At 68.5% G+C, this 22,422-nt stretch carries 27 protein-coding genes; 6 read left to right on the top strand and 21 right to left on the bottom strand.

Going from position 1 to position 22,422, the window contains the following annotated elements; all coding sequences use genetic code 11:
- Window positions 1–109: 109 nt before the first annotated feature.
- The 12 genes from rpsQ to J3476_RS05140 all read right to left on the bottom strand — a co-directional run bounded on the left by rpsQ (window position 110) and on the right by J3476_RS05140 (window position 7,452).
- Window positions 110–412: a 30S ribosomal protein S17 gene (rpsQ, locus tag J3476_RS05085; RefSeq protein WP_152515701.1), complete on the bottom strand. Its 303-nt coding sequence runs from the start codon at window positions 410–412 to the stop codon at window positions 110–112.
- Window positions 412–645: a 50S ribosomal protein L29 gene (gene rpmC / locus J3476_RS05090; protein WP_152515700.1), complete on the bottom strand. Its 234-nt coding sequence runs from the start codon at window positions 643–645 to the stop codon at window positions 412–414. Before rpmC ends, rpsQ begins: the two co-directional genes overlap by 1 nt.
- Window positions 645–1,061: a 50S ribosomal protein L16 gene (gene rplP / locus J3476_RS05095; RefSeq protein WP_036343514.1), complete on the bottom strand. Its 417-nt coding sequence runs from the start codon at window positions 1,059–1,061 to the stop codon at window positions 645–647. Before rplP ends, rpmC begins: the two co-directional genes overlap by 1 nt.
- A gap of 2 nt (window positions 1,062–1,063) precedes the next feature.
- Window positions 1,064–1,903 (bottom strand): 30S ribosomal protein S3, encoded by an 840-nt coding sequence (gene rpsC / locus J3476_RS05100; RefSeq protein ID WP_207065434.1) that lies wholly within the window; start codon window positions 1,901–1,903, stop codon window positions 1,064–1,066.
- Window positions 1,903–2,406, bottom strand: coding sequence for a 50S ribosomal protein L22 (gene rplV / locus J3476_RS05105; RefSeq protein WP_207065435.1), 504 nt, complete (start codon window positions 2,404–2,406; stop codon window positions 1,903–1,905). The genes rpsC and rplV overlap by 1 nt, the downstream gene beginning before the upstream one ends.
- Before the next feature lie 2 nt (window positions 2,407–2,408).
- Window positions 2,409–2,690, bottom strand: coding sequence for a 30S ribosomal protein S19 (rpsS, locus tag J3476_RS05110; protein ID WP_003892827.1), 282 nt, complete (start codon window positions 2,688–2,690; stop codon window positions 2,409–2,411).
- Window positions 2,691–2,712: 22 nt separating this feature from the next.
- Window positions 2,713–3,549, bottom strand: coding sequence for a 50S ribosomal protein L2 (gene rplB, locus J3476_RS05115; protein WP_207065436.1), 837 nt, complete (start codon window positions 3,547–3,549; stop codon window positions 2,713–2,715).
- Between the two features lie 21 nt (window positions 3,550–3,570).
- Window positions 3,571–3,873 (bottom strand): 50S ribosomal protein L23, encoded by a 303-nt coding sequence (gene rplW / locus J3476_RS05120; protein ID WP_152515696.1) that lies wholly within the window; start codon window positions 3,871–3,873, stop codon window positions 3,571–3,573.
- A complete protein-coding gene (rplD, locus tag J3476_RS05125) occupies window positions 3,873–4,520 on the bottom strand; it encodes a 50S ribosomal protein L4 (protein WP_152515695.1) in 648 nt (215 codons plus the stop codon). Before rplD ends, rplW begins: the two co-directional genes overlap by 1 nt.
- Complete coding sequence (gene rplC / locus J3476_RS05130; protein ID WP_207065437.1) at window positions 4,520–5,173, bottom strand: 50S ribosomal protein L3; 654 nt, start codon at window positions 5,171–5,173, stop codon at window positions 4,520–4,522. Before rplC ends, rplD begins: the two co-directional genes overlap by 1 nt.
- Before the next feature lie 24 nt (window positions 5,174–5,197).
- Window positions 5,198–5,503 (bottom strand): 30S ribosomal protein S10, encoded by a 306-nt coding sequence (gene rpsJ / locus J3476_RS05135; protein WP_003883485.1) that lies wholly within the window; start codon window positions 5,501–5,503, stop codon window positions 5,198–5,200.
- Window positions 5,504–5,874: 371 nt separating this feature from the next.
- Window positions 5,875–7,452 (bottom strand): carboxylesterase/lipase family protein, encoded by a 1,578-nt coding sequence (locus J3476_RS05140; protein ID WP_207065465.1) that lies wholly within the window; start codon window positions 7,450–7,452, stop codon window positions 5,875–5,877.
- Between the two features lie 121 nt (window positions 7,453–7,573).
- Between J3476_RS05140 and J3476_RS05145 the strand changes: the two genes are divergently transcribed.
- Window positions 7,574–8,851: a cytochrome P450 gene (locus J3476_RS05145; protein WP_207065438.1), complete on the top strand. Its 1,278-nt coding sequence runs from the start codon at window positions 7,574–7,576 to the stop codon at window positions 8,849–8,851.
- Here J3476_RS05145 and J3476_RS05150 read toward each other — a convergent pair.
- Window positions 8,817–9,470, bottom strand: a complete 654-nt coding sequence (locus J3476_RS05150) for a TetR/AcrR family transcriptional regulator (protein WP_207065439.1) — start codon at window positions 9,468–9,470, stop codon at window positions 8,817–8,819. The genes J3476_RS05145 and J3476_RS05150 overlap by 35 nt on opposite strands.
- A gap of 122 nt (window positions 9,471–9,592) precedes the next feature.
- On the opposite strand from J3476_RS05150, the gene J3476_RS05155 reads away from it, so the two are divergent.
- Together J3476_RS05155 and J3476_RS05160 are read left to right on the top strand one after the other, a co-directional pair.
- Window positions 9,593–11,221 carry an MFS transporter gene (locus tag J3476_RS05155; RefSeq protein ID WP_286182619.1) on the top strand — a complete coding sequence of 543 codons (1,629 nt, stop codon included), beginning with the start codon at window positions 9,593–9,595 and terminating at the stop codon, window positions 11,219–11,221.
- Window positions 11,222–11,232: 11 nt separating this feature from the next.
- Window positions 11,233–11,892 carry an aspartate/glutamate racemase family protein gene (locus J3476_RS05160; RefSeq protein WP_207065440.1) on the top strand — a complete coding sequence of 220 codons (660 nt, stop codon included), beginning with the start codon at window positions 11,233–11,235 and terminating at the stop codon, window positions 11,890–11,892.
- Here J3476_RS05160 and mftG read toward each other — a convergent pair.
- The 7 genes from mftG to mftA all read right to left on the bottom strand — a co-directional run bounded on the left by mftG (window position 11,885) and on the right by mftA (window position 18,399).
- A complete protein-coding gene (gene mftG, locus J3476_RS05165; protein ID WP_207065467.1) occupies window positions 11,885–13,348 on the bottom strand; it encodes a mycofactocin system GMC family oxidoreductase MftG in 1,464 nt (487 codons plus the stop codon). The genes J3476_RS05160 and mftG overlap by 8 nt on opposite strands.
- Window positions 13,349–13,351: 3 nt before the next feature.
- Entirely contained in the window at window positions 13,352–14,764 is a 1,413-nt protein-coding gene (gene mftF / locus J3476_RS05170) for a mycofactocin biosynthesis glycosyltransferase MftF (protein WP_207065441.1), read from the bottom strand.
- A complete protein-coding gene (gene mftE, locus J3476_RS05175; protein ID WP_207065442.1) occupies window positions 14,761–15,516 on the bottom strand; it encodes a mycofactocin biosynthesis peptidyl-dipeptidase MftE in 756 nt (251 codons plus the stop codon). The genes mftF and mftE overlap by 4 nt, the downstream gene beginning before the upstream one ends.
- A 103-nt stretch (window positions 15,517–15,619) precedes the next feature.
- Window positions 15,620–16,795 (bottom strand): pre-mycofactocin synthase MftD, encoded by a 1,176-nt coding sequence (gene mftD / locus J3476_RS05180; protein WP_207065443.1) that lies wholly within the window; start codon window positions 16,793–16,795, stop codon window positions 15,620–15,622.
- A gap of 13 nt (window positions 16,796–16,808) precedes the next feature.
- Complete coding sequence (mftC, locus tag J3476_RS05185) at window positions 16,809–17,996, bottom strand: mycofactocin radical SAM maturase (protein WP_207065444.1); 1,188 nt, start codon at window positions 17,994–17,996, stop codon at window positions 16,809–16,811.
- Window positions 17,993–18,304: a mycofactocin biosynthesis chaperone MftB gene (gene mftB, locus J3476_RS05190; RefSeq protein ID WP_373889023.1), complete on the bottom strand. Its 312-nt coding sequence runs from the start codon at window positions 18,302–18,304 to the stop codon at window positions 17,993–17,995. Before mftB ends, mftC begins: the two co-directional genes overlap by 4 nt.
- 2 nt (window positions 18,305–18,306) lie before the next feature.
- Window positions 18,307–18,399, bottom strand: a complete 93-nt coding sequence (gene mftA / locus J3476_RS05195) for a mycofactocin precursor MftA (protein ID WP_207065446.1) — start codon at window positions 18,397–18,399, stop codon at window positions 18,307–18,309.
- 82 nt (window positions 18,400–18,481) lie between these two features.
- Between mftA and mftR the strand changes: the two genes are divergently transcribed.
- From mftR to J3476_RS05210, 3 genes are all read left to right on the top strand, one after another.
- Window positions 18,482–19,060 carry a mycofactocin system transcriptional regulator gene (gene mftR / locus J3476_RS05200; RefSeq protein ID WP_207065447.1) on the top strand — a complete coding sequence of 193 codons (579 nt, stop codon included), beginning with the start codon at window positions 18,482–18,484 and terminating at the stop codon, window positions 19,058–19,060.
- 176 nt (window positions 19,061–19,236) lie between these two features.
- Window positions 19,237–19,755 (top strand): RNA polymerase sigma factor, encoded by a 519-nt coding sequence (locus J3476_RS05205; RefSeq protein ID WP_207065448.1) that lies wholly within the window; start codon window positions 19,237–19,239, stop codon window positions 19,753–19,755.
- Window positions 19,752–21,095 carry a VOC family protein gene (locus J3476_RS05210; RefSeq protein ID WP_207065449.1) on the top strand — a complete coding sequence of 448 codons (1,344 nt, stop codon included), beginning with the start codon at window positions 19,752–19,754 and terminating at the stop codon, window positions 21,093–21,095. The genes J3476_RS05205 and J3476_RS05210 overlap by 4 nt, the downstream gene beginning before the upstream one ends.
- A gap of 131 nt (window positions 21,096–21,226) precedes the next feature.
- On the opposite strand, the gene J3476_RS05215 is transcribed toward J3476_RS05210, so the two are convergent.
- Entirely contained in the window at window positions 21,227–22,420 is a 1,194-nt protein-coding gene (locus J3476_RS05215) for an NAD(P)/FAD-dependent oxidoreductase (protein ID WP_207065450.1), read from the bottom strand.
- Window positions 22,421–22,422: the final 2 nt, after the last annotated feature.

Genomic DNA, 22,422 nt, shown 5'->3' on the forward strand with positions numbered 1-22,422 from the left:
GATCGTGACACAGTGGTCAGGGTCGTGCGCGCACGCAGAAGCCCCCGCCGCCATCAGGCGTGCGGGGGCTGCGCGGTGAGCGTCGGATACGCTCGGATCTACCTCGGACCTACTTGGCCTTCTCGAGGATCTGCACCAGGCGCCAGCGCTTGGTGGCCGAGGTGGGCCGGGTCTCCATCAGCGAGACGCGGTCGCCGACGCCGGCGTCGCCGTTCTCGTCGTGGGCCTTGACCTTCTTGGTGGTCCGGATGATCTTGCCGTACAGCGGATGCATCTTGCGGTCTTCGAGCTCGACCACGATGGTCTTCTGCATCTTGTCGCTGACGACGTAACCGATCGCGGTCTTGCGGCGGCCGCGCGGCTTCTCGGTGCGGGGCGTCTTGGCCGGCCCCTTCGTGTTTGCTTCAGCCATTACGAGTCCTCACCTCCGGGTCCGGCGGCCAGACCCAATTCACGTTCGCGCAGGATGGTGTAGACGCGCGCGATCTCCTGACGGACCGTGCGCAACCTGCGGTTGTTGGCAAGCTGACCGGTGGCCATCTGGAAGCGCAGGTTGAACAGCTCTTCCTTGGATTCCCGCAGCTTGTCGGTCAGTTCGTCGTCGCTGAGCTCGCGCAGTTCGCCGGGCGTGGTTCCGACTGCCATCAGAACTGCTCCTCTCTGGTGACGATGCGTGCCTTGATCGGCAACTTGTGGATCGCGCGGGTCAGCGCCTCGCGGGCGATCTGCTCATTGGGGTAACTCAGCTCGAACAGCACGCGCCCGGGCTTGACGTTGGCGACCCACCATTCCGGCGAGCCCTTGCCGGAGCCCATTCGGGTTTCGGCCGGCTTCTTGGTCAGCGGGCGGTCCGGGAAGATGTTGATCCACACCTTGCCGCCACGCTTGATGTGCCGGTTGATCGCGATACGCGCGGACTCGATCTGCCGGTTGGTGATGTAGGCGTGCTCCAGAGCCTGGATGCCGTAGTCACCGAAGCTGACCGAGGTGCCGCCGCTGGCGATGCCCCGCTGGCGCGGGTGATGTTGCTTGCGGTGCTTGACCTTACGAGGGATAAGCATGCTCAGCTCCCTGAATTCTGCGTCGTGGCCTCGGCTGCCGGCGCTTCGGTGCCCGCGGCCTCGGGGGTGGCGGGGGCTTCACCCGACGCGGCGCGGCCGGCGTCGGTGCTCGTCGCCGTCGTGCCCGACGCGCCACTGCGGCGCGGACGGCCGGCGGGACGCTCCCGGCGCGGACGGTCCGCGGCAGGTGCGGCGGCGGTCAGCTCGCGCTTGCCGCCGACGATGTCGCCCTTGTAGATCCACACCTTCACGCCGATGCGGCCGAAGGTGGTCTTGGCCTCGTAGAGGCCGTAGTCGATGTCCGCACGCAGCGTGTGCAGCGGCACCCGACCCTCGCGGTAGAACTCCGAGCGGCTCATCTCGGCGCCGCCGAGACGACCCGAGCACTGCACGCGGATGCCCTTGACGTTGGGCTGGCGCATCGCCGACTGGATGGCCTTGCGCATCGCACGGCGGAACGCCACGCGGTTACTCAGCTGCTCGGCAACACCCTGGGCCACCAGCTGCGCCTGGCTCTCGGGGTTCTTGACCTCGAGGATGTTGAGCTGAACCTGCTTTTTGGTCAGCTTCTCCAGGTCGGCGCGGATACGGTCGGCCTCGGTGCCGCGGCGGCCGATCACGATGCCCGGACGCGCGGTGTGGATGTCGACGCGCACCCGGTCGCGGGTCCGCTCGATCTCCACGTCGGCGATGCCGGCCCGCTCCAGGCCGGTGGCCAGCAGCTTGCGGATCGCCACATCTTCCTTGATGTAGTCGGCGTACTGCTTGTCTGCGTACCAGCGCGACTTCCAGTCGGTGGTGATACCGAGGCGGAAGCCGTGCGGATTGATCTTCTGGCCCACTACTCCGAGCCCTCCTTCGCTTCGCTCGAAGCATCTGTGGTCTTCGTCTCGGCCTTCGGTGCCGCCTTGCTGGAGGCCGCCTTGCTGGCCTGGGCGCGGCGGGCGCGCGAGGCACTGGCCGAGGCGCCCTGCTTGCCGGCCTGCTTGGGCGGACGGCTCTCGACGATCACCGTGATGTGGCTGGTGCGCTTGCGGATTCGGTACGCACGCCCCTGCGCGCGCGGCCGGATGCGCTTGGCCGTCGGGCCCTCGTCGGCGTGGATCGTGGCGACGACCAGCGTCGTGGGGTCCAGGCCGTCGTTGTTCTGCGCGTTGGCCGCGGCGCTGGCGATCACCTTGGCGACCGGCTCGCTCGCGGACTGCGGCGCCCACCGCAGGATGTCGAGGGCTTCCTCGACGCTCTTGCCGCGGACCAGGTCGATGACGCGGCGCGCCTTGGTGGCGGACACGCGCACGAACCGCGCTTTGGCGGTCGCGGACGGATATTCGATGGCTGTGGTCATTCCTAGCGCCTCTTCGACTTCCGGTCGTCCTTGATGTGACCCTTGAAGGTCCGCGTCGGGGCGAACTCGCCGAGCTTGTGCCCGACCATCGCCTCGGTGACGAATACCGGGACGTGCTTGCGACCGTCGTGGACGGCGAAGGTGTGCCCGATGAAGTCAGGGATGATGGTCGACCGACGGGACCAGGTCTTGATGACCTGCTTGGTGTTCTTCTCGTTCTGCACGTCGACCTTCTTCAGCAGATGGTCATCGACGAACGGGCCCTTCTTCAGGCTGCGTGGCATCGCTCTCGGTTTCCTTCCCGGCCTAGCGCTTCTTGCCGGTGCGCCGGCGTCGGACGATGAGCTTGTCGCTCGGCTTGTTGGGCTTGCGGGTGCGGCCCTCGGGCTTGCCCCACGGGCTGACCGGGTGACGGCCGCCGGAGGTCTTGCCCTCGCCACCACCGTGCGGGTGGTCGACCGGGTTCATCACGACACCACGGACCGTGGGGCGCTTGCCCTTCCACCGCATGCGGCCGGCCTTGCCCCAGTTGATGTTCGCCTGCTCGGCGTTGCCGACCTCACCGACGGTGGCGCGGCAGCGCACGTCGACGCGGCGGATCTCACCGCTGGGCATACGCAGCGACGCGTAGCTGCCCTCCTTGCCGAGCAGCTGGATGCTGGCGCCGGCCGAGCGGGCCATCTTGGCGCCACCACCGGGCCGCAGCTCGACCGCGTGGATCACCGTGCCGGCCGGGATGTTGCGCAGCGGCAGGTTGTTGCCGGGCTTGATGTCGGCATTGGCGCCCGACTCGATGGTGTCACCCTGCTTGATGCCGGACGGCGCGATGATGTAGCGCTTCTCGCCGTCCAGGTAATGCAGCAGTGCGATGTTCGCCGTGCGGTTCGGGTCGTACTCGATGTGAGCGACCTTGGCGTTGACGCCGTCCTTGTCGTGGCGACGGAAGTCGATCACCCGGTAGGCACGCTTGTGGCCGCCACCCTTGTGCCGGGTGGTGATGCGGCCGTGCGCGTTGCGACCGCCCTTGCCGTGCAGCGGGCGCACCAGCGACTTCTCCGGATGATCGCGAGTGATCTCGGCGAAATCGGAGACGCTGGCACCGCGGCGACCGGGGGTCGTCGGCTTGTACTTACGAATAGCCATGTCTGTTTATCCCTCCCGGCGTCAGGCCGGTGCTCCGAACAGGTCGATGGGCTTGCTACCCGCGGCCAGCGTCACGATGGCGCGCTTGGTGTCCTTGCGCTTGCCGTACCCGGTGCGGGTGCGCTTGCGCTTGCCCTGGCGGTTGGCGGTGTTCACCGACTCGACCTTGACCTTGAAGATCTTCTCGATCGCGATCTTGATCTGGGTCTTGTTCGAGTCCGGCGCCACGATGAACGTGTACACGTTGTCCTCGATGAGCCCGTAGGACTTCTCCGAGATCACCGGGGACAGGATGATGTCGCGGGGATCGGTCACGGTCGCCATCAGGCAGACACCTCCGACTTGTTGTTCGCCTCGATGTAAGCGTTGAGCGCCTCCACGCTGAAGACCACGTCGTCGGCCTTGAGGACGTCGTAGGTGTTCAGCTGATCGGGCGAGATCACATGCACGCCGGGCAGATTGCGCACCGACAGCGTGCTGGTCTCGTCGGCGCGGCCGATGACGACCAGCACCTGCCTGCGGTCGGTCAGGGTCGACAGGAACGCCTTGGCGCTCTTCGTCGACGGCGTCTGCCCCTCCACCAGCTCGGTGACGGCGTGGATGCGGTCGTTGCGCGCCCGGTCCGACAGTGCGCTGCGCAGCGCAGCGGCGATCATCTTCTTCGGGGTGCGCTGGCTGTAGTCGCGCGGCTTCGGGCCGTGCACGGTGCCGCCACCGGTGTACTGGGGCGCGCGGGTCGAACCCTGGCGGGCGCGACCGGTGCCCTTCTGCCGGTACGGCTTCTTGCCGCCGCCGGAGACCTCACCGCGGGTCTTCGTCGAGTGGGTGCCCTGACGTGCGGCGGCCAGCTGAGCCGTGACCACCTGGTGCATCAGCGCGACGTTCGGCTCGACGTCGAAGAGCTCACCGGGGAGCTCCACGCTGCCGTCCTTCTTGCCGGCCGGTGTGTTCACATCAATCTTGAGTGTCATTACTTCTCGCCTCGCTTGACTGCGGTGCGGACGACGACCAGCCCACCGTTGCGTCCGGGGATGGCGCCCTTGATCAACAGCACGCCGTTCTCGGCGTCGACCTTGTGCACCTTCAGGTTCTGGGTCGTGACGCGGTCATTACCCATGTGCCCCGACATGCGGGTGCCCTTGAACACGCGGCCCGGGGTGGCGCAGCCACCGATCGAGCCGGGCCGGCGGTGCACTGCCTGGGCACCGTGGCTGGCGCCCTGGCCGCGGAAGCCGTGACGCTTCATGGTGCCGGCGAAGCCCTTGCCCTTGCTGGTGCCGGTCACGTCGACGTAGTTGCCGTCGGCGAAGATCTCGGCGGTCAGCTCCTGACCGACCTCGTAGGCGGCTGCCGCGTCTTCACTGTCGAGACGCAGCTCGGCGAGGTGACGGCGCGGGTTGACACCCGCGGCGGCGTACTGCCCGGACACGGGCTTGATCACCTTGCGCGGGCTGATCTCGCCGTAGGCGAGCTGCACGGCGCTGTATCCGTCGCGCTCCGGGGTGCGGATGCGCGTGACGACGTTGGGCCCGGCCTTCACGACCGTCACCGGCACGACCTTGTTGTTCTCGTCGAACACCTGCGTCATGCCCAGCTTGGTGCCCAGAATTCCTTTACGAGCCATTTCTGTTCGTTCTCCTGGGGGCTTCTACTGGATGTTGACGTCGACGCTGGCCGGCAGATCGATCCGCATCAGCGCGTCAACGGTCTTCGGCGTCGGGTCGAGGATGTCGATCAACCGCTTGTGGGTGCGCATCTCGAAGTGCTCCCGCGAGTCCTTGTACTTGTGCGGGGACCGGATGACGCAATACACGTTCTTCTCGGTCGGCAGCGGCACCGGACCGACCACGCTGGCGCCCGTCCGGGTGACCGTCTCGACGATCTTGCGCGCTGAGGCATCAATGGCCTCATGGTCGTAGGCCTTGAGCCTGATGCGGATCTTCTGTCCCGCCACGCTTCTCCTACCTCACTACTCACACGGGCCTCGCCGTTGGCAGCCCTGTCGGGCCTGGCTGTGCCGCCGCTGTTTTTCTGTCTGTGGTCCACCGGCCCCCGCGGTCGGGTGTGTCACCCTCGCGCACACTCGTCTGCGTCGGAATCGTCGCGAACGAGGTGGAAACCGGATGCGCCCGCTAGGGCGCCGGTCGCATGCCCGCACCCGGACGTCCGTGACGGCACGTTCCGGCTCAAGGCAACCCGAACAGTATGCCTCAGACCGGGGGGTTGATCCAAATCCCCGGTCCGGCCGCCGAGCATGGGCCCGACGTGCGCAAAACCGGCCGTCAGCCTACCCAAGCCCCGCGATGGGCGTCGCAGGCCGTCACCTCACCGCAGACCCGCCCAGAACGGGCACTGGTGAACCCGGGCGAAGTCGTCGACCATGCGGCTGCCATCGGGCTGCAGCGACATCACCCCGGCGTCGACCTGCGGCCAGTCCGGCTGGCCCGCGGCGACAGGTGCGCCGGTCTTCACGAACGCCGACCAGTAGTCGATCATCTGGTCGGCCAGCCGCTGTTGGGCGGCGTCGAGGGGTGGGGCACCCCCGATGTCGAACAGATAGCGCAACTCCAGCGAGTGGCTCGCGCCGACCGGGAACGGCAGCGTGCGCAGCGGCTCCGGAGCCGGGGCGCCTCGATCGTTGAACTCGTAGAAGTAGACGCTCTGGGCGCGGGCGAGGTCCTGGGCCAGCCGGTCACCGACGCAGGCGAACATCCCGTCGGTGACACTCGCCGCATAGGCCAGCGCCACGCTGGAGAACGCGCTGAGCGGGTACCGCTCGGCGACCGCCGACGCATCGGCGCCGAAGGTGTCCGCCAGCAGCTCCGGGTAGTCGGCATCGGTGTAGGTCCGGTTCTCGCGCAGGTATTGCAACCCGACGAACAGCGTGAATTCGTCGCGGGTGGTCCCGATGAGCACCGGCACCCGCGCAGCGCGTCCGGAGGCGATCGCGGCCACGGGGTCGTCCGGCAGCGCCGCGGTGTCGGTCACCGGACCGGTGAGTTCGTCGTCACCGATGCGGTAGAACCACACCGGCTCCCGCAGCCGGTCGGCGGGCAGGCTCCGCAGACACGCCGCCGCCGAGCTGTTGTCGGCGCACCCCAACCCGGCGGCGTAGTCGGTGCTGCGGGCCTCGGCGACGGGCAGCGCGGCCTGCGCCTGACAGGGGGCGCTCATGATGGCCGCGGCCGAGAACAGGTTCTGCGAGGCCGGCGCGACCAGGTGATCACACACCGACATGCCCCCCGCCGACTCCCCCGCCACCGTGACCCGGTCGGGGTCTCCGCCGAAGGTGTCGATGTTGTCGCGCACCCAGCGCAGCGCGGCCTGCTGATCGGCGAGCCCGTAGTTGCCCACCTCGCCGGGCGGGCCCAACGCGGGATGGGCAAGGAACCCGAGCGCCCCGAGGCGGTAGTTGATCGTGACGACGATGATGTCACCGCGGGCGACGAGCCGGCGCGCGTCATAGATCCGGCCGCTGCCGTTGACGAAGGCGCCGCCGTGGATCCACACCATCACCGGACGTTTCTCGACGGTGTCGGAGGCCGGCGTCCAGACGTTGAGGTTCAGGCAGTCCTCATCGGTCTGGCGGCCCAGCTCGAGATCGCCACTGAGGTCCTGCAGGCAGCGTGGCCCGTAGTGGGTGGCGTCGCGCACCCCGTCCCACGGCGGCGCGGGCCGCGGCGGCTGGAACCGCAGCGGCCCGATCGGGGGCGCCGCGTACGGGATACCGGCGAACAAGCGGTGGTCGTCGGCACTGACCCCGCGCAGAGCACCGGCCTCGGTGTGGACGACGGCGGGGTCCGTCGGAGTCGGGCGCTCGGCCGGGGCCGAGGAACAGCCCGCCGCGGCCAGCACCAGCACCGCGAGGACGGACCCGATGCGGCCGGGGACCGAGGCGCGCATCAGCATCTTCGAAAGCCTAGCGGTGACGGAGTCGTCGGGCTCTTTCGCGACGTGGCCCCCGTCACATACACTGGCCCAGTTGACACCCGTCAAGTTCGTCACAGCCCCGACGAGGAGACCCATGAGCACATCGGCACCGGATCTGAATATGGACTCGAAGACCAAGGAGGCCACGACGGTCCTGGCCGATCCGACCGCCTACGCCGACGACGACCGGCTCCATCCGGCGCTGGCGCATCTGCGGGCCCACCGCCCGGTGGCGTGGGTGGACCACGAGCCCTACCGGCCGTTCTGGGCGATCACCAAGCACGCCGACATCATGGCGGTGGAGCGGGACAACGAACTGTTCATCAGCGGCCCGCGCCCCCTGCTCATGCCCGCCGAGGGCGACGACGTGATGAAGCAGCAGCAGGACGCCGGGATCGGGCTGCGCACGCTGATCCACATGGACGACCCGCACCACCGCGACGTACGCAAGATCGGCGCCGACTGGTTCCGCCCGAAAGCCATGCGCGACTTGAAGGTTCGAGTCGACGAGCTGGCCAGACGCTACGTCGACCGGATGCGGGAGATCGGACCCGAGTGCGACTTCGTCACCGAGGTCGCCGTGAACTACCCGCTGTATGTGATCCTATCGCTGCTCGGCATGCCCGAAGAGGACTTCCCGCGCATGCTCAAGCTCACCCAGGAGATGTTCGGCGGTGACGACACCGAACACAAGCGGGGCGAAGGCACCACCGAGGATCTGCTCGCGGTGCTCATGGACTTCTTCACCTACTTCTCCGCGCTGACGGCCTCGCGACGGGAGAACCCCACCGGCGACCTCGCCTCGGCGATCGCCAACGGCACCATCAACGGCGAGCCGCTGTCCGACATGGACACCGTGTCGTACTACGTGATCGTGGCCAGCGCCGGTCACGACACCACCAAGGACGCGATCTCGGGAGGGCTGCACGCGCTGATCGACAACCCCGATCAGCTCGACCGGTTGCGCGGTGACATGGGCCTGATGGGAACCGCGGTCGAGGAGATGATCCGGTGGGCCACCCCGGTCAAGGAGTTCATGCGCACCGCGACCGCCGACACCGAGATCCGCGGAGTCCCGATCGCCGAGGGCGACTCCGTCTATCTGGCCTACGTGTCGGCCAACCGGGACGAGGACGTCTTCGCCGATCCCTACCGCTTCGATGTCGGCCGCGACCCGAACAAGCACCTGGCCTTCGGCTACGGCGTGCACTTCTGCCTGGGCGCCGCACTGGCCCGGATGGAGATGAACAGCTTCTTCACCGAGCTGGTCCCGCGGCTGGAGTCCATCGAGTTCGCCGGACGGCCCGAGCTGTCGGCCACCACGTTCGTCGGTGGACTCAAGCACCTCCCGATTCGGTACTCGATCCGCTGACCTCGCGGGCGAACACCGCCAGGAAACCGTCCACCGCGGCGGTGGCCACGGTCCGGTAGTCGAAGTCGGTCAGCGTGCTGATCCGGCCGAAGGCCAGCGGCCCGATCAGCAACGCGAAGGCGGTGGGCCGGTCCACCGGGCGGAGTTCCTCTGCGGCCGACCGGCCGCCGAACACCGCGTCGAACGGGGCCGAATACTGTTCGGCGATCCGCTCACGCAGCGAGAGCACCTGCGGACTCGCGCCGCGGGCCCGCCCGGCGTCGGGCAGTTCCCCCATGTCCGGCCCCAGCGACAACCACGCCATGGCGGTCAGGGTCGTGGGCGCCTCGGCGATCGACTCCGCCCAGCCGGACACGACCGCGAGCAGCCGGTCCCGCAGACTGCCGCTCTCCGGCGGCATCGGCGGCGGGGGGATCAGGCTGGTGAACGCCGCCGCCACAAGGTCATTCGCACTGGGGAAATGCCGGTAGAGGGTCGCGCGCGCGACGTCGGCCCGGCGGGTGACGGCGTCGATGGTGACCGCACTCGGTCCCCCCGCGCGCAGCAACGCGGTCGCCGCCTCGAGCAGTCGCGCCCGCGACCGCGCCGGCCGCGGGTCACCACCACCCTCCTGCGCCACGTTTCACCCACCTCCTCGACGGGAACCTCTTCGAGACTGTCAGTCTCGGTACAAGACTGTTAGTCTCGTTTCACCTTTCGAGACCTGAGGTCTCAAAGTACCTCCGCCGAGAAGGAAATGACGTGGCCGAAACCTCGACACGGTCCACCCCGAACCTCGGCGCGGCCGCGGACGGGCTGTCGTCCCGCGCACGAATCTGGTTGCTGGCCGTCGCCAGCATGGATGTCCTGCTGGTCATCTCGTCCATGGTGGCGCTGAACGCCGCGTTGCCGGACATTGCCGTACAGACCTCGGCCAGCCAGTCACAACTCACCTGGATCGTCGACGGTTACACCCTGGCACTGGCGTGCCTGCTCCTGCCCGCCGGCGCCGTCGGGGACCGCTACGGCCGCCGCGGCGCGCTGCTGGTGGGGATAGCTGTCTTCCTGGTCGCCTCGCTGGCTCCCACCCTGCTGGACAGCCCGACCCAGATCATCGTCGCGCGCGCCGCGGCCGGTGTCGGGGCGGCGTTCATCATGCCCGCCACGCTGTCGCTGCTCACGGCGGCGTTCCCGAAGTCCGAGCGCAGCAAAGCGGTCGGAATCTGGGCCGGGGTGGCCGGCTCGGGAGCCATCATCGGGTTCCTGGGCACCGGGGTCCTGCTGGAGTTCTTCGGATGGCAGTCGATCTTCTACGCCCTCGCCGGAGCAGCCCTGGTGATGCTGATCCTGACCGGCACCATCGGTTCGTCGCGCGATGAATCCGCCACCCCCATCGACTGGCTGGGGGCCTCGCTGATCGGACTGGCCATCGCCGTCTTCGTCCTCGGTGTGGTCGAGGCACCTGTTCGGGGGTGGGGCGATCCGCTGGTGTTGGGGTGTCTCGCCGCCGGCGTCGTCCTGGGCGGTGGGTTCGCACTCGTCGAACTCCGCCGCCACCACCCCCTGCTCGACGTCCGACTGTTCGCCAGAGCAGATTTCGCCACCGGCGCGGTCGGCATCACGTTCCTGTTCTTCGCCAACTTCGGCTTCTTCTACATCGTCATGCAGTTCATGCAGCTGGTCATGGATTACACCCCGCTGCAGACCGCCTTCGCGCTGGCGCCGCTCGCCCTGCCGGTGCTGATTCTCAGTGCCACCGTGCATCTCTACCTTCCGCGACTCGGGTTGCGGGGCTGCGCCTCGATCGGTCTGCTGCTGCTGGCCGGGGGGCTGTTCCTGATGCGCTTTCTGACCGCGGACGCCACGTTCCTCGACCTGGCCTGGCCGCTGCTGGTCATGGCCTGCGGAATCGGCATCTGCACGGCGCCGACGACGTCGGCGATCATGGGCGCCGTGCCCGACGAGAAGCAGGGCGTCGCATCGGCGGTCAACGACGCCACCCGTGAGATCGGCGCTGCAGTCGGCATCGCGGTGGCCGGGTCGATCCTGGCCGCGGTGTATCACGGAGCGCTGACGCCGCATCTGAGTCCGTTTCCCGCCGAGATCCGCGACAGCGCAACCGACTCGCTGGCGTCGGCGCTGCGCGCCTCGGAGCTGATGGGTCCGCAGGGCGAGCAACTGGCCACGCTCGCCCTCGACGCCTTCATGCAATCGATGGACCGGGCGCTGCTCGTCATGGCGGTGGTGATCGCCGCCGCCGCGGCGTTCGTCGCGGTGTGGTCGCCCGGGCGGGACGGCCGCCAGGCCGGCTTCATCCGGCGTATGCGCCGCCGGGGGGCTCACCGCGCGTCCGGTCCGGCGAGTTCAGCGCAGACTGGCACCGGACCGTAAGCTCGGCAGGCGTGCACCTGCTGCTGGTCAACCCGAACTCCACCGCCTCGATGACGGCCGCCATCGCAGCCAGCGCGTCCGCGGTGGCCCGGCCCGAAACCGTCGTCGAGGCCGTCAACCCCGCCGCCGGGCCGCCGAGCATCGAGACCGAGCAGGACGAACAGCGTTGCGTTCCAGGACTTCTCGATCTGCTCCAGCAGTCCCAGCGACGGCCTGCTCACCTCAGACCGCACGTGTGTGTGGTGGCCTGCTTCGGCGACCCCGGCCTCGAGGAAGCGCGCGCGATGCTGGATGTCCCGGTACTCGGCATCGCGCAGGCCGCCATGCACGCCGCCGCGCTGACCGCGGGGACATTCTCGGTCGTCACGTCGATGTCGTCGACCACGTCGCGGGCGTGGCAGTTGGCCAAGTCGTACACCCCGCACCAGTGCGCCGGGGTGCACGCGTGCGACATCCCGGTGCTGCAGATCGACTCGGACCCCGCCTCGATCAACCCGATCGGCGACCTGTGCGAGCGGGCGCTGGCCGAAGACTCCAGCCGGGCGATCGTGCTGGGCTGCGCCGCGATGGCGCCCTTCGCCACGTCGCTGTCCCGACGTCTGGGCGTTCCGGTCATCGACGGCGTGGTCGCCGCCACAGTCCTGGCCGAGGCGCTCGCTGTGTTCAGCTGACGAATTCGGCGGCCCGGTGTCCGATCATCACGATCGTCGCGTGCGGACCACGACTCGGGATGCGCGGCAGCACGGAACCGTCGATCACCCACAGTCCTTGGATACCCCGCACGCGGCACCGGCGGTCGACGACGGCGGTCTCGTCACCGTCCCGGCCCATGCGCGCCGAACCGCACAGGTGTTGCGACGTCGCCCAGAAAGCCTGCTCTTGCGCTGTGGCGCCAGCGATCTCGCGGGCCAGTTCGGTGCCACGCCGCAGCGATTCGACGTCGGCGGCCGAGCCGTCGTAGCGGTGCTCGATGACCGGCGCCGACATCGGATCGTCCGAGACGAGCGTGATGCGCCCCCGAGACTGTGGCCGCATCAAGGTGACCCCGAGATGCGGCCGGCCTGTCGGGTCGTCCCGCCGACCTGACATCATTGCACCGAAACCGACTGTGTACGGGCGTATCTCGATACCATCGGCGGTGCTCAGCACCGCCTCCAGAGGCGGCCGCCCCTGCGTCGGCGGCCAGCTCACCGGCAGCACCCACTCCGGGTGGTCGACGGTGTCGACACCGACGGGCAGGTCGACGGTGACAGGCACCCCCGCAGCGCGCAGGACCTCCTGCGGTCCGATTCCCGAAAACATCAACAGATGCGCCGAGGCGATGGCGCCGGCCGAGACGACGATGCGATCGGCAGACAGAGTGACCGCCCCGTCCGGGCCGACGCAGTCGACCGCCACGGCGCGGCCGTCACGCAGTCGGATCGTGCGTGCGCGGGTGTCGGTCCGCAGCGTCAGGTTGGGCCGGTCGAGGGCAGGCTGCAGGAAGGCTCCACCGGGTCCCACACGGGTGCCGCGCTCGATGTTCAGCGGAACCGCGCCGACCCCGGCGAACAGCGGATGCTCAGGTGACGAGCCGTTCAGATCCGCCACCCACGGGTAACCCGCTTTACCGCAGGCCGTCACGAACGATGCTGTGCAACCGTTGAATTCGGCGACACGACGCACGGTGATGGGCCCTGTCGAGCCGTGCGGCTCACCCGGGAAGTCGAGGTCGCTCTCGATCGCCTTGAAGTGCGGCAGGACATCGGCCCAGCGCCAGCCGTCGAGGTCCCAGGACTCGATGTCGGGGGGCAGCGCGCGGCAGAAGTACCCACCGTTGACCGCACCGGATCCGCCCACCACCGCGCCACGCATGATCTGCGCATGCCGGACCGGATGATCGGTCAGCGCGGTGCTGAACCGCTGCACCACGGAGCTCGCCGCTCCGATCGGCAACCGCAGACCGTCGGTGATCTGTGTCCCGACCCGCGGGTCATGGGGACCGGGACCGGCCTCGATCACCGTGACCCGGCACCGTTCGTCTGCGGAAAGCCGCTCGGCCAGCACCGATCCCGCGCTGCCCGCGCCGACGATCAGGACGTCGCTGCCGCGGCTGCCGTGGCTTCCCTGGAGATCGTCGCTGGTGATGGGTCAGGTCCGGATCTGGGGCTTGAGGGCTCCGGCGTGGCGTTCCCGCACCACCCCGCTCCAGAGCCCCAGACCGTAGGCGATGTCGTCGAGTCGTTTGAGCAGGATGTAGGTCACCAGCCCCACCCGCTTGGTGTCTTCGTCGGCGTTGCCGTTGCGGGTGACCCAGTCGAACACCCCATCCAGGACCGCGGCGACGAGCACCACGCGCCGGCAACGTCGCGACAGCACGGCGGCGATCAGCGCCACCGGCCAGTAATGTCGGCAGATCGCCGAGGACAGTTGCAACGCTGCCGACCACAGTCCCTGCGCCGCCACAGCCGCGACCTCGATGGGCTCGGTGGGCACGCTGGACAGCGACTTCGCGATGCGCTGACCGGTGATCACGGCAACGGCCACCGAGGCGAGGTAGCCGATCCCCGAGCCGAGGGCGACCAGCATCCACACCACCAGCGTCCACCCCGAGATCACCAGCGGAGCGGTCTTACCGGGATGCCGGATCGCCAACGGCGCCGCGGACCCGCCGTAGAAGGATTTGCGGACGAACCACTTTCGCAGTTCGGTGCGATGGTCGTGAGCCACGGTCGCGATCGGCTCGTAGCGCAGGCGGGCCCCCGCCTCGTTCAGGCGCCAGCACAGGTCGACATCCTCACCGGAGTTCATCGACTCGTCGAAGCCCCCCACATCGAGCAGCGCGGACCGCCGGCAGATGATCGCGGCACTGGGCACGTAGGACACCGTGCCGAACGGGACGACCGGGGCCTCCCGCAGACCGAGGTCCAGAGAGGACCGCACCGCCTCGTAGCGGGCGACCACGCTCTCGGAGGGATGTAGCGCAACGATCCGCGGCGCCACCAGGGCCACGGCGGGGTCGCAGAAGTGCCCGAGCAGGGCCTCGAGCCAGCCGCGGCGTGGGACCACGTCGGAGTCCAGGAACGCGACGAAGTCGGTGCCACACGCGGCCAGACCCGTGTTGCGGGCAGCGGCCGGCCCCTTGCTCCGGGGATGCCGTATCACCCGGACATCGCAGTGCATACCGCTGAAGTCGGCCTCGGCGACCGGTGTCACCGACCCGTCGTCCACGACGACGACCCGCAACCCACGCAGCGCCGAAACCAGGCGGAGCAGCCCAGAAGGGTTGTCGCGCACCGGGACAACGACCGTGACATCGCGATGCGAGGGGCCGCTCAACGGGCGCGGGTGCGCGACGGTGGCGTCCAGCAGGGTCCGGGCGAGATGCGCGCTGAGCGCGTCGTGGACCTCCAACCGGCCGCCGTTGAGCATGGTCTGGGCGGCCGGCGCGAGCCGAAGCAGCCGGGTCGGCGAACCTCCGAGCAGCGCGGCACCTTCGCCGAGCACCCGGACCCGCCGGTCCACCTGGACGGCGAATCCGTCGGGAAGCCGCGGCCCGGTCATCTCAGCATCCCCTCGCGGTCGGGCGTCCATCGACGAACCCGTTCGACGCAGCCGTCAACCATCTCAGCAAAGATCCGCCCCCCGTCTTCGGCCGTCGCTGTGGTCGGGTCCCCGAGCACCCCCAGCGAACTGACGGCGGCGACTCCGCCACGGCGCATCGCCGGCATCAGATCGGTCAGCGGGGCCCGGTTGCCGGGCACCAGTTCATCTTGCCTGACGACCTCCGGCGAAATATGTAGCAATACAGAAGTTTCGGTATGGCCGGCATGGGCGTCGGAATCGCGGGCCGCACATGGACACCACGCGGCGTCGCGGCCCTCGTGGCGCAGCAGAGCGGCCGCGTCCCGCAGCGCCGCGACATTGCCACCGTGCCCGTTGACGAACACCAGGCGGCCGGCCCAGCGGCACGCAGAACGGGCGAATTCCACGACCAGTTTCGCCAGTGCCGGTGTGCCGATGGAAACGGTGCCGGAAAAGCCCTCGTGCTCACCACTGGCGCCGTACGCGACGGCCGGCGCGACCAGCCAGCTGGAATCCTCGTAGGCCTGCAACCGGGCAGCGAGCACGTCCGACACCGCTGCCGCGATCCGGGTGTCGGTGTCCAACGGCAGATGCGGACCGTGCTGCTCGGTGGAACCGACGGGGACGATGAGCCCGGGCCTCTGCGTCGACGTTGTGTTCTGCAGCTGCCTCGACGTTGAGATCCCAAGCTCGTTGGGGAAAGCCACGCGACGATGGTAGGCCGAATTCACCTGCTGTGCGCCGGATGTTGCCGCATGAGGACTACCGGATTTCGCGCTGGCGATCCCCGCCGGCGGTCCGGGGTTAACGCCCGTCTCCTGCGCCCCGTCTGTATCAGACACCCAGGGTGCGGGTGAAGCCGTCCGGGACCAGCACGTCGTCGGGATTCAATTCATGGATCGATGACTTACCGAGCCCCATCAGCGCGGAGTCGATGCCACCCCGCATGATGTCCAGAACGTTTTCGACGCCGGCCTGACCGTTGGCCGCCAGGCCCCACAGATACGCCCTGCCGATCATCACCGCGCGGGCGCCCAGAGCAACGGCCTTGACGACATCGCTCCCGCGGCGGACGCCACCGTCCAGCAAAACCTCGACCTGGTCTCCGACCGCCTCGGCGATCGCCGGAAGACAGCGAATGGCCGCCGGAGTTCCGTCGATGTTGTTCCCGCCGTGGTTGGACACGGTGATCGCCGAAACGCCCGCGTCCACAGCCCGTTTCGCGTCGTCGACCCTGACCGTGCCTTTGAGCAGGAACGGACCGCCCCACTGTTCGCGTAACCAGGCGACATCTTCCCAGGTAGGTGGCGGTGTGCCCATCCACTGTCCGTACGCCTCGAAGAACGTGGGACCGGCCTCGCCCGGCCTGCCCTGGTTGGGCACGCGCAGATCCGGCGGACGCAGGTGCTTTCCGAAGCTCCACAGCCAGCCCGGCTTGGTGATCACCTCCGGGGACATCTTGATCATCGTCTTGAGATCCATGCGCTCGGGGATCTTCGGACTGCCCCAGTCCCGGCCGTGCGCGAAACTCCAGTCGGTGGTCAGGATCAGGCCCTTGGCCCCGGCCGCCCGGGCGCGCTCCATCCGGGCCAGGATCTCGTCGCGGCCGCCCAGCCAGTAGATCTGGAAGAAGATCTTGTCGTTGACCGCGACGACCTCTTCCATGGGCTTGCTCGCGAACGAGGACAGCCCCATCGCCGTCCCACGCGCCGCGGCGGCCCGCGCGACGGCGACCTCGCCCTCGGGGTGCACCGCCTGCACGCCCGTCGGCGAGATGATGACCGGAAGCGAAATGTCCTGCCCCATCACCGTCGTCGCCATGTCGCGCTTCTCGGTCGCTCCGATGACATGCGGCGCGAAGCCGAGTTCACCGAACGATTCGACGTTGTCGGAAACCGTCACGCCCTTCTCCGACGCCGAGATCAGCGACGAGTAGGCCGACTTCGGGAGGCGTTTCTTCGCCCGCTGCTGAGCGATGGCGACAGTCTCGAACCAGGTATCACGTGCCATGAGGAACTCCGAACTACACAGGGCTTTCGTTGCAGAACTTCTTCGGGGGCGCGCTGAGCAGTGTCAGCGGAACCGGCCCGGAGGCCTTGCGACCGCCCGAGCGGGAATGGTCGACGCTGGACTTGGGCTTGTCGCGCTCACGGGCGAGCGCAGGCTCACCGTAGCCCTGGACGCATTCGGGGTCGGGACCGTCCATCGGCAGCCCGGTGAAGAACTTGGCCGCCATGCACCCACCCCGGCAACTGTCGTAGTGCCCGCAACTACCGCACGCGCCGGCGGACTGCGGCTCACGCAGGTCGCGGAACAACTCGGAGTTCTGCCAGATGTTCTGGAAGCCGTTGTCGGACAGAATGTTTCCGGCAAGAAAATTCTCGTGGATGGCGAACGGGCAGGCATACACGTCGCCCACCGGGTCGATCAGGCACACCACGCGGCCCGCCCCGCACAGGTTCAGCCCGGCCAGCGCGCCGGGCTCGCCCAATCCGGACAGGTGGAAGAACGAGTCGCCGGTCAGCACGCCTTCACCATGGGCGACCAACCAGTCGTAGAGCTGCACCTGCTGAGCCGGCGTGGGATGCAGCTCGTCCCACACGTCGGCGCCGCGGCCCGAGGGGCGCAACCGGGTGATCCGCAGCGTGGCGCCGTACCGGTCGGCCAGCTCCTTGAAATCGTCGAGCTGGTCGACGTTGTGGCGGGTCACCACGACCGAGATCTTCGCGTCGCCGAACCCGGCGTCGCGCAGGTTCTCCAGGGCCCGCACGGCCATCGCGAACGAGCCGGGGCCGCGGACCGCGTCGTTGACCTCGGCCGTCGCGCCGTCGAGTGAGATCTGCACGTCCACGTAGTCACTGGCGGCCAGCTTGGCGGCCACCTCGGGGGTGATCCGCACGCCGTTGGTGGAGAATTTGACGCCGACATGGTGCTCGGTGGCGTAGTCGACGAGCTCCCAGAAGTCCGATCGCACGGTCGGTTCGCCGCCGCCGATGTTGACGTAGAACACCTGCATGCGTTCGAGCTCGTCGATGATGTCCTTGCATTGCCGGGTGGACAACTCGCGGGGGTCACGCTTGCCCGACGAGGACAGACAGTGCACGCACGACAGGTTGCAGGCGTAGGTCAGCTCCCAGGTCAGGCAGATCGGAGCGTCCAAGCCCCTTTCGAACTGGTCGACCAGACGGGGTACCGGTGCAGTGACAGTCATTGATCCTCTTCCGCAACAAGCATTTTCGACTGGGCCAACACGCCCAGCGCGTGCAGGTAGGGGGCCTGCGCGTAGTCATCGACCCCGGCGGCCCGGCAGGCGGAGCGAACGTCGGGGTGATCAGCCAGCAGGTTGACCACCTCGACGATCGTCCGGTTCTTCAGGAACGAGAGCTTGCGGGTCCCGAAGTGATAGAGCAACGCGCCGAACGGCTCGGGCCGGACGGCCACCTGCGGGTGCAACCGCCAACGTCGGTCCGGGTCGAACGAACCCTTCGAGGTTTCGGTGTTCACGATCGGCGCGCTCACGCTCAGTAGACCCCGCACATCCCGTCGATCGACACTTCCTCGACCAGGCTCTCGGCCACCAGCTCGTCGGCCTCGTGCTGCTGATTCTGATCCATCGATTCCCGCCTTTCTGCTCGACTTTGTGATGCAGGTCGCAATAATATGGCATCGGGTGCCTAAACGGAAGGGTGGTGTGCGATGCCCGCTGCCAAGGCGCGTGTGGGCCGACGGCGATCCACGAGCTGGGAGCACATCAGCGACGTGGCGATCGACCTGTTCATGGCCCGTGGTTTCGACGAGGTCAGCGTCGACGACGTGGCCGCCGCGGCCGGAATCGGCCGTCGCACACTGTTCCGCTATTACCCGTCGAAGAATGCGCTGCCGTGGGGTGACTTCGACGCCCACCTCGACCACATGCGCGCCCTGCTCGACGCGCTCGAGCCCAGCGTGCCGATGCGCGACGCGCTGCGCACCGCGCTGTTGGCATTCAACGAGTTCGACGACACCGACCGGCACCGCGAGCGCATGCGGTTGATTCTGCAAACCGAAGCGCTGCAGGCGTATTCGATGACGATGTACGCCGGATGGCGGGCCGTGGTGGCCGCATTCGTGGCGGCCCGGCTCAACTGTTCGGCAGCCGATCTGGCCCCTCAGACCGTGGCGTGGACGATGCTCGGTGTCGCGCTGGCGGCCTACGAGAACTGGCTGGCCGACGAGGCGGTGGCGTTGTCGGCCGCTCTCGGCAACGCCTTCGACACCCTCGCCGCCGGCCTGTGACCTGAGGCGGGCGAGACGAAGCCCGCTCCCCTCCTCCCCTTCCTTGCGCAAGGGCGAGCGTCTGCACACCGACACGTGGGCGTACCCGCAGCGCGCGCTCGCCCCACCCGCGCCCAACCGGAAATTGTTGTCGATCAGGGCGTCGGAGTTCCTCCCCCGGGCGCGACGATGGAGGTGTGAGCGCCGAACCGGATGACCACGGTCCGCGCGCACTGCTGACGCTCTACGACGAGGCCCTACCGGTCGTCTACGGGTACTTCGTGAGGCGCTGCAGTGACCGCGGAACGGCCGAGGACCTGACGTCGGAGACCTTCCTGGCGGCGATGGACGCCGCCCGCAAGCCCCATCCGCCGTCGATCTCGGTGCCGTGGCTCATCGGAGTGGCGCGGCACAAACTGGCCGACCACTACCGCAGGCGCCACGACCGATTCACGGTTCCGGTCGCCGAACCACCCGAACATGACCCGACCGACCCATGGGACACCGAAGTGGACCGCCTCGTCGCCGAGCAGGTCCTCTCGCAGCTGCCCGAGCACCACCGCACGGTGCTGGCACTGCGCTACATGGACGACTGCTCGGTGCCGGAGTGCGCCGAGCTGATCGGGCGCACCGTGCACGCCACCGAGGCGTTGCTCGTGCGGGCACGTCGCGCCTTCCGAGCGCAGTACCCCACGCTGGAAGGAGGAATGCCGTGAACGACGATCCACTGGATGTGCTGAGCGACGGCGACCTTCCGGTCTCCCCCGACCCCGGATTTGCCACCCGGCTGCGCGCCAGGCTCGAGGCCGCCGCGAGCCTCTTCGAGCAGCAACCAGACCGAACCGAAGGAGTGATCATGAGCGGAACCGACACGGCGCTCGCCGACCTCACCACATCCACTCCGCGGCCCGCCGCCACATCCACCCCGCGGCCCGCCGCCACATCCATTCCGCGGCCCGCCGCCACATCCACCCCGCGGCCCGCCGCGGTCCCCTACCTGGCAGTCGCCGACGCCCGCGCCGCCCTCACCTGGTACCAGCAGGCCCTCGGCGCCGCGCTGATCGGCGACCCGGTCGAGATGGACGACGGCCGCATCGGGCACGCCGAACTGGCGCTGTCCGGGGGCGTGCTGTACCTGGCCGACGAATATCCCGAGATCGGACTCAAAGCGCCACGGCCACAGGAGGTCTCGGTCAGCTTGATGCTCGCGGTGCCCGACACCGACGTTGCGCTCGAACTGGCTCGGGAGAAGGGCGCCGACGTCCAGCGCGAACCGTACGAGGCGCACGGCGGCCGGAACGCCACGATCGTCGACCCCTTCGGACACCGCTGGATGCTGACCGGGCCGGTCACCGGCGCCGCGGCGCCCATCCAGCACGGCGACGTGGGTTTCGTGTCGGTGTGGACTCCGGACGCCGGGCGGGCGGCGTCGTTCTACGGCCACGTGCTCGGGTGGAGCTACGACCCGGCCACCCAGCTGGTCACGAACACCGACCAGCACATCGCCCTGTCCTCTGTCCCGGACCGGAGCACCCTGTACTGCTGCTATGCAGTGGCCGACCTCGCCGGCGCACGCGACGGCATCGTCGCCGGCGGCGGCGCAGTGGGCGATGAGCGCGAGTTCGCGTTCGGCACGGTTCTCGACGCGACCGATCCGCAGGGACTCGAGTTCGCCGTCTTCCAGCCTCACACCGGTGAACCCCGTCCGGCATTGAACGGAACAGGCCCCGGCGAACTGTCCTATCTCACCTATCAGGTCCCGGATTCGGCTTCCTTCAAAGCGTTCTACAGCCGGGTGCTGTTCTGGACCTTCGAACCCGGCCGCATCGACGACGGTTGGCAGGTGACGCCGACCCATCCGATGGCGGGAGTGGCCGGCGGCAACGAGACAGCAGCCGTAGTGCCCATGTGGACCGTCGAGGACATCGACGCCGCGGTCGGCCGCGTGCGTCAGGCCGGGGGGACGGTGATCGAGGGGCCCTCAGTGCAGCCCTATGGCAAGTCGGCACTGTGCACCGACGACCAGGGAACTCGCTTCTACCTCGGCGAGCTGTGACCGATCGCCCGTGCTCGGGGCGAGATCGACACCATGGCCGCGATTCGGCGCCGGCAGGCTAGTTTGCACAGCCTCCACGTCGATCTCGCTCCCAGCACCGGCGGGTCAGACTCGACCACGCCGAAGAACCCTCAGCCGAGGACGTCGCCGATCGGCACACCTGCGGCGATCTTCGCGCGCGTCTTCATCACCTTGCCGGGCATACCGCCGCCCACGACACCGACCACGACGCCGTCACGCTCGTAGTACGCCAGGAACTTGCGGCCGTCGTCCTCGACGATGTGCACCGTGTCGGTGGCTTCCGGTTCACCGAGGCACTGGATCTTGACGTCGTACTGGTCGCTCCAGAAATAGGGGACGGTGACCGCCGCCGAGGCCTCGTGACCGAGCATGGCCGGCACCATCGCCCGGGCCTGGTCGGCGACGTTGCTCCAATGCTCCACGCGCACTTGGCCGGCCACCACGTCGAGCCAGGACGCGACGTCGCCGATGGCCCAGACGTGTGGCGCCGTCGTGCGGCCGACCTCGTCGCAGACCACGCCGTTGTCGATCGTGATACCGCTGTCTTCCAGCCAGTCGGTGGCCGGTTTCGAGCCGATCCCGACGATGACCAGATCGGCGTCGAGCTCGGAGCCGTCGCTGAGAGCGACCTTGCGGACGCGGTCGTCACCGCTGACCTCGGCGACGCCCACGCCGCAGCGGACGTCGACGCCCTCCGCCTGGTGCAGCCGGGTGATCAGCCCACCGATCTGCTCGCCGAGCACCGAGGCAAGCGGGGCGGGCTGCGGCTCGACCAGAGTCACGCTCACGTCGAGCGCGCGCAGGCTCGCGGCGACCTCGCAGCCGATGAACCCGGCGCCGACCACCACCGCCCGGGTGGCGTCGCGTGCCTCGCTGCGCAGCGCGCGGCTCTCATCGAGGGAGCGCAGCACATGGATGCCGGGCAGATCCGGGAAGGATGGAATGCGCTTGGGCACCAGGCCCGTCGCGATCACCAGCTCGTCATAACCCAGCGTGGCGCCATCGGCCAGGGTCAACGACTTGGCCACGGTGTCCACCGACCTCGCCCCGTTACCGAGCAACACGGTGATGTTGTTGTCGGCGTAGAACTCCGCCGGCTTGAGGGTGACGTCGTCGGTCTCGGCGCGCAACACTTCCTTCGACAGCGGCGGCCGATCGTACGGCAGGTGGTTCTCGTCACTGACGATCGTGATCGCTCCGGCATACTCCGCGCGCCGCAGCTGTTCAGCCGTCCGCGCAGCCGCGAGCCCACCGCCGACGATCACCACGCCGCCTGAGCCACTCTGTCCCTCTGATGTGGTCACGT

Origin of the sequence: Mycobacterium sp. PO1 (genome assembly GCF_017312405.1) — a bacterium.
GTDB lineage: Bacteria > Actinomycetota > Actinomycetes > Mycobacteriales > Mycobacteriaceae > Mycobacterium.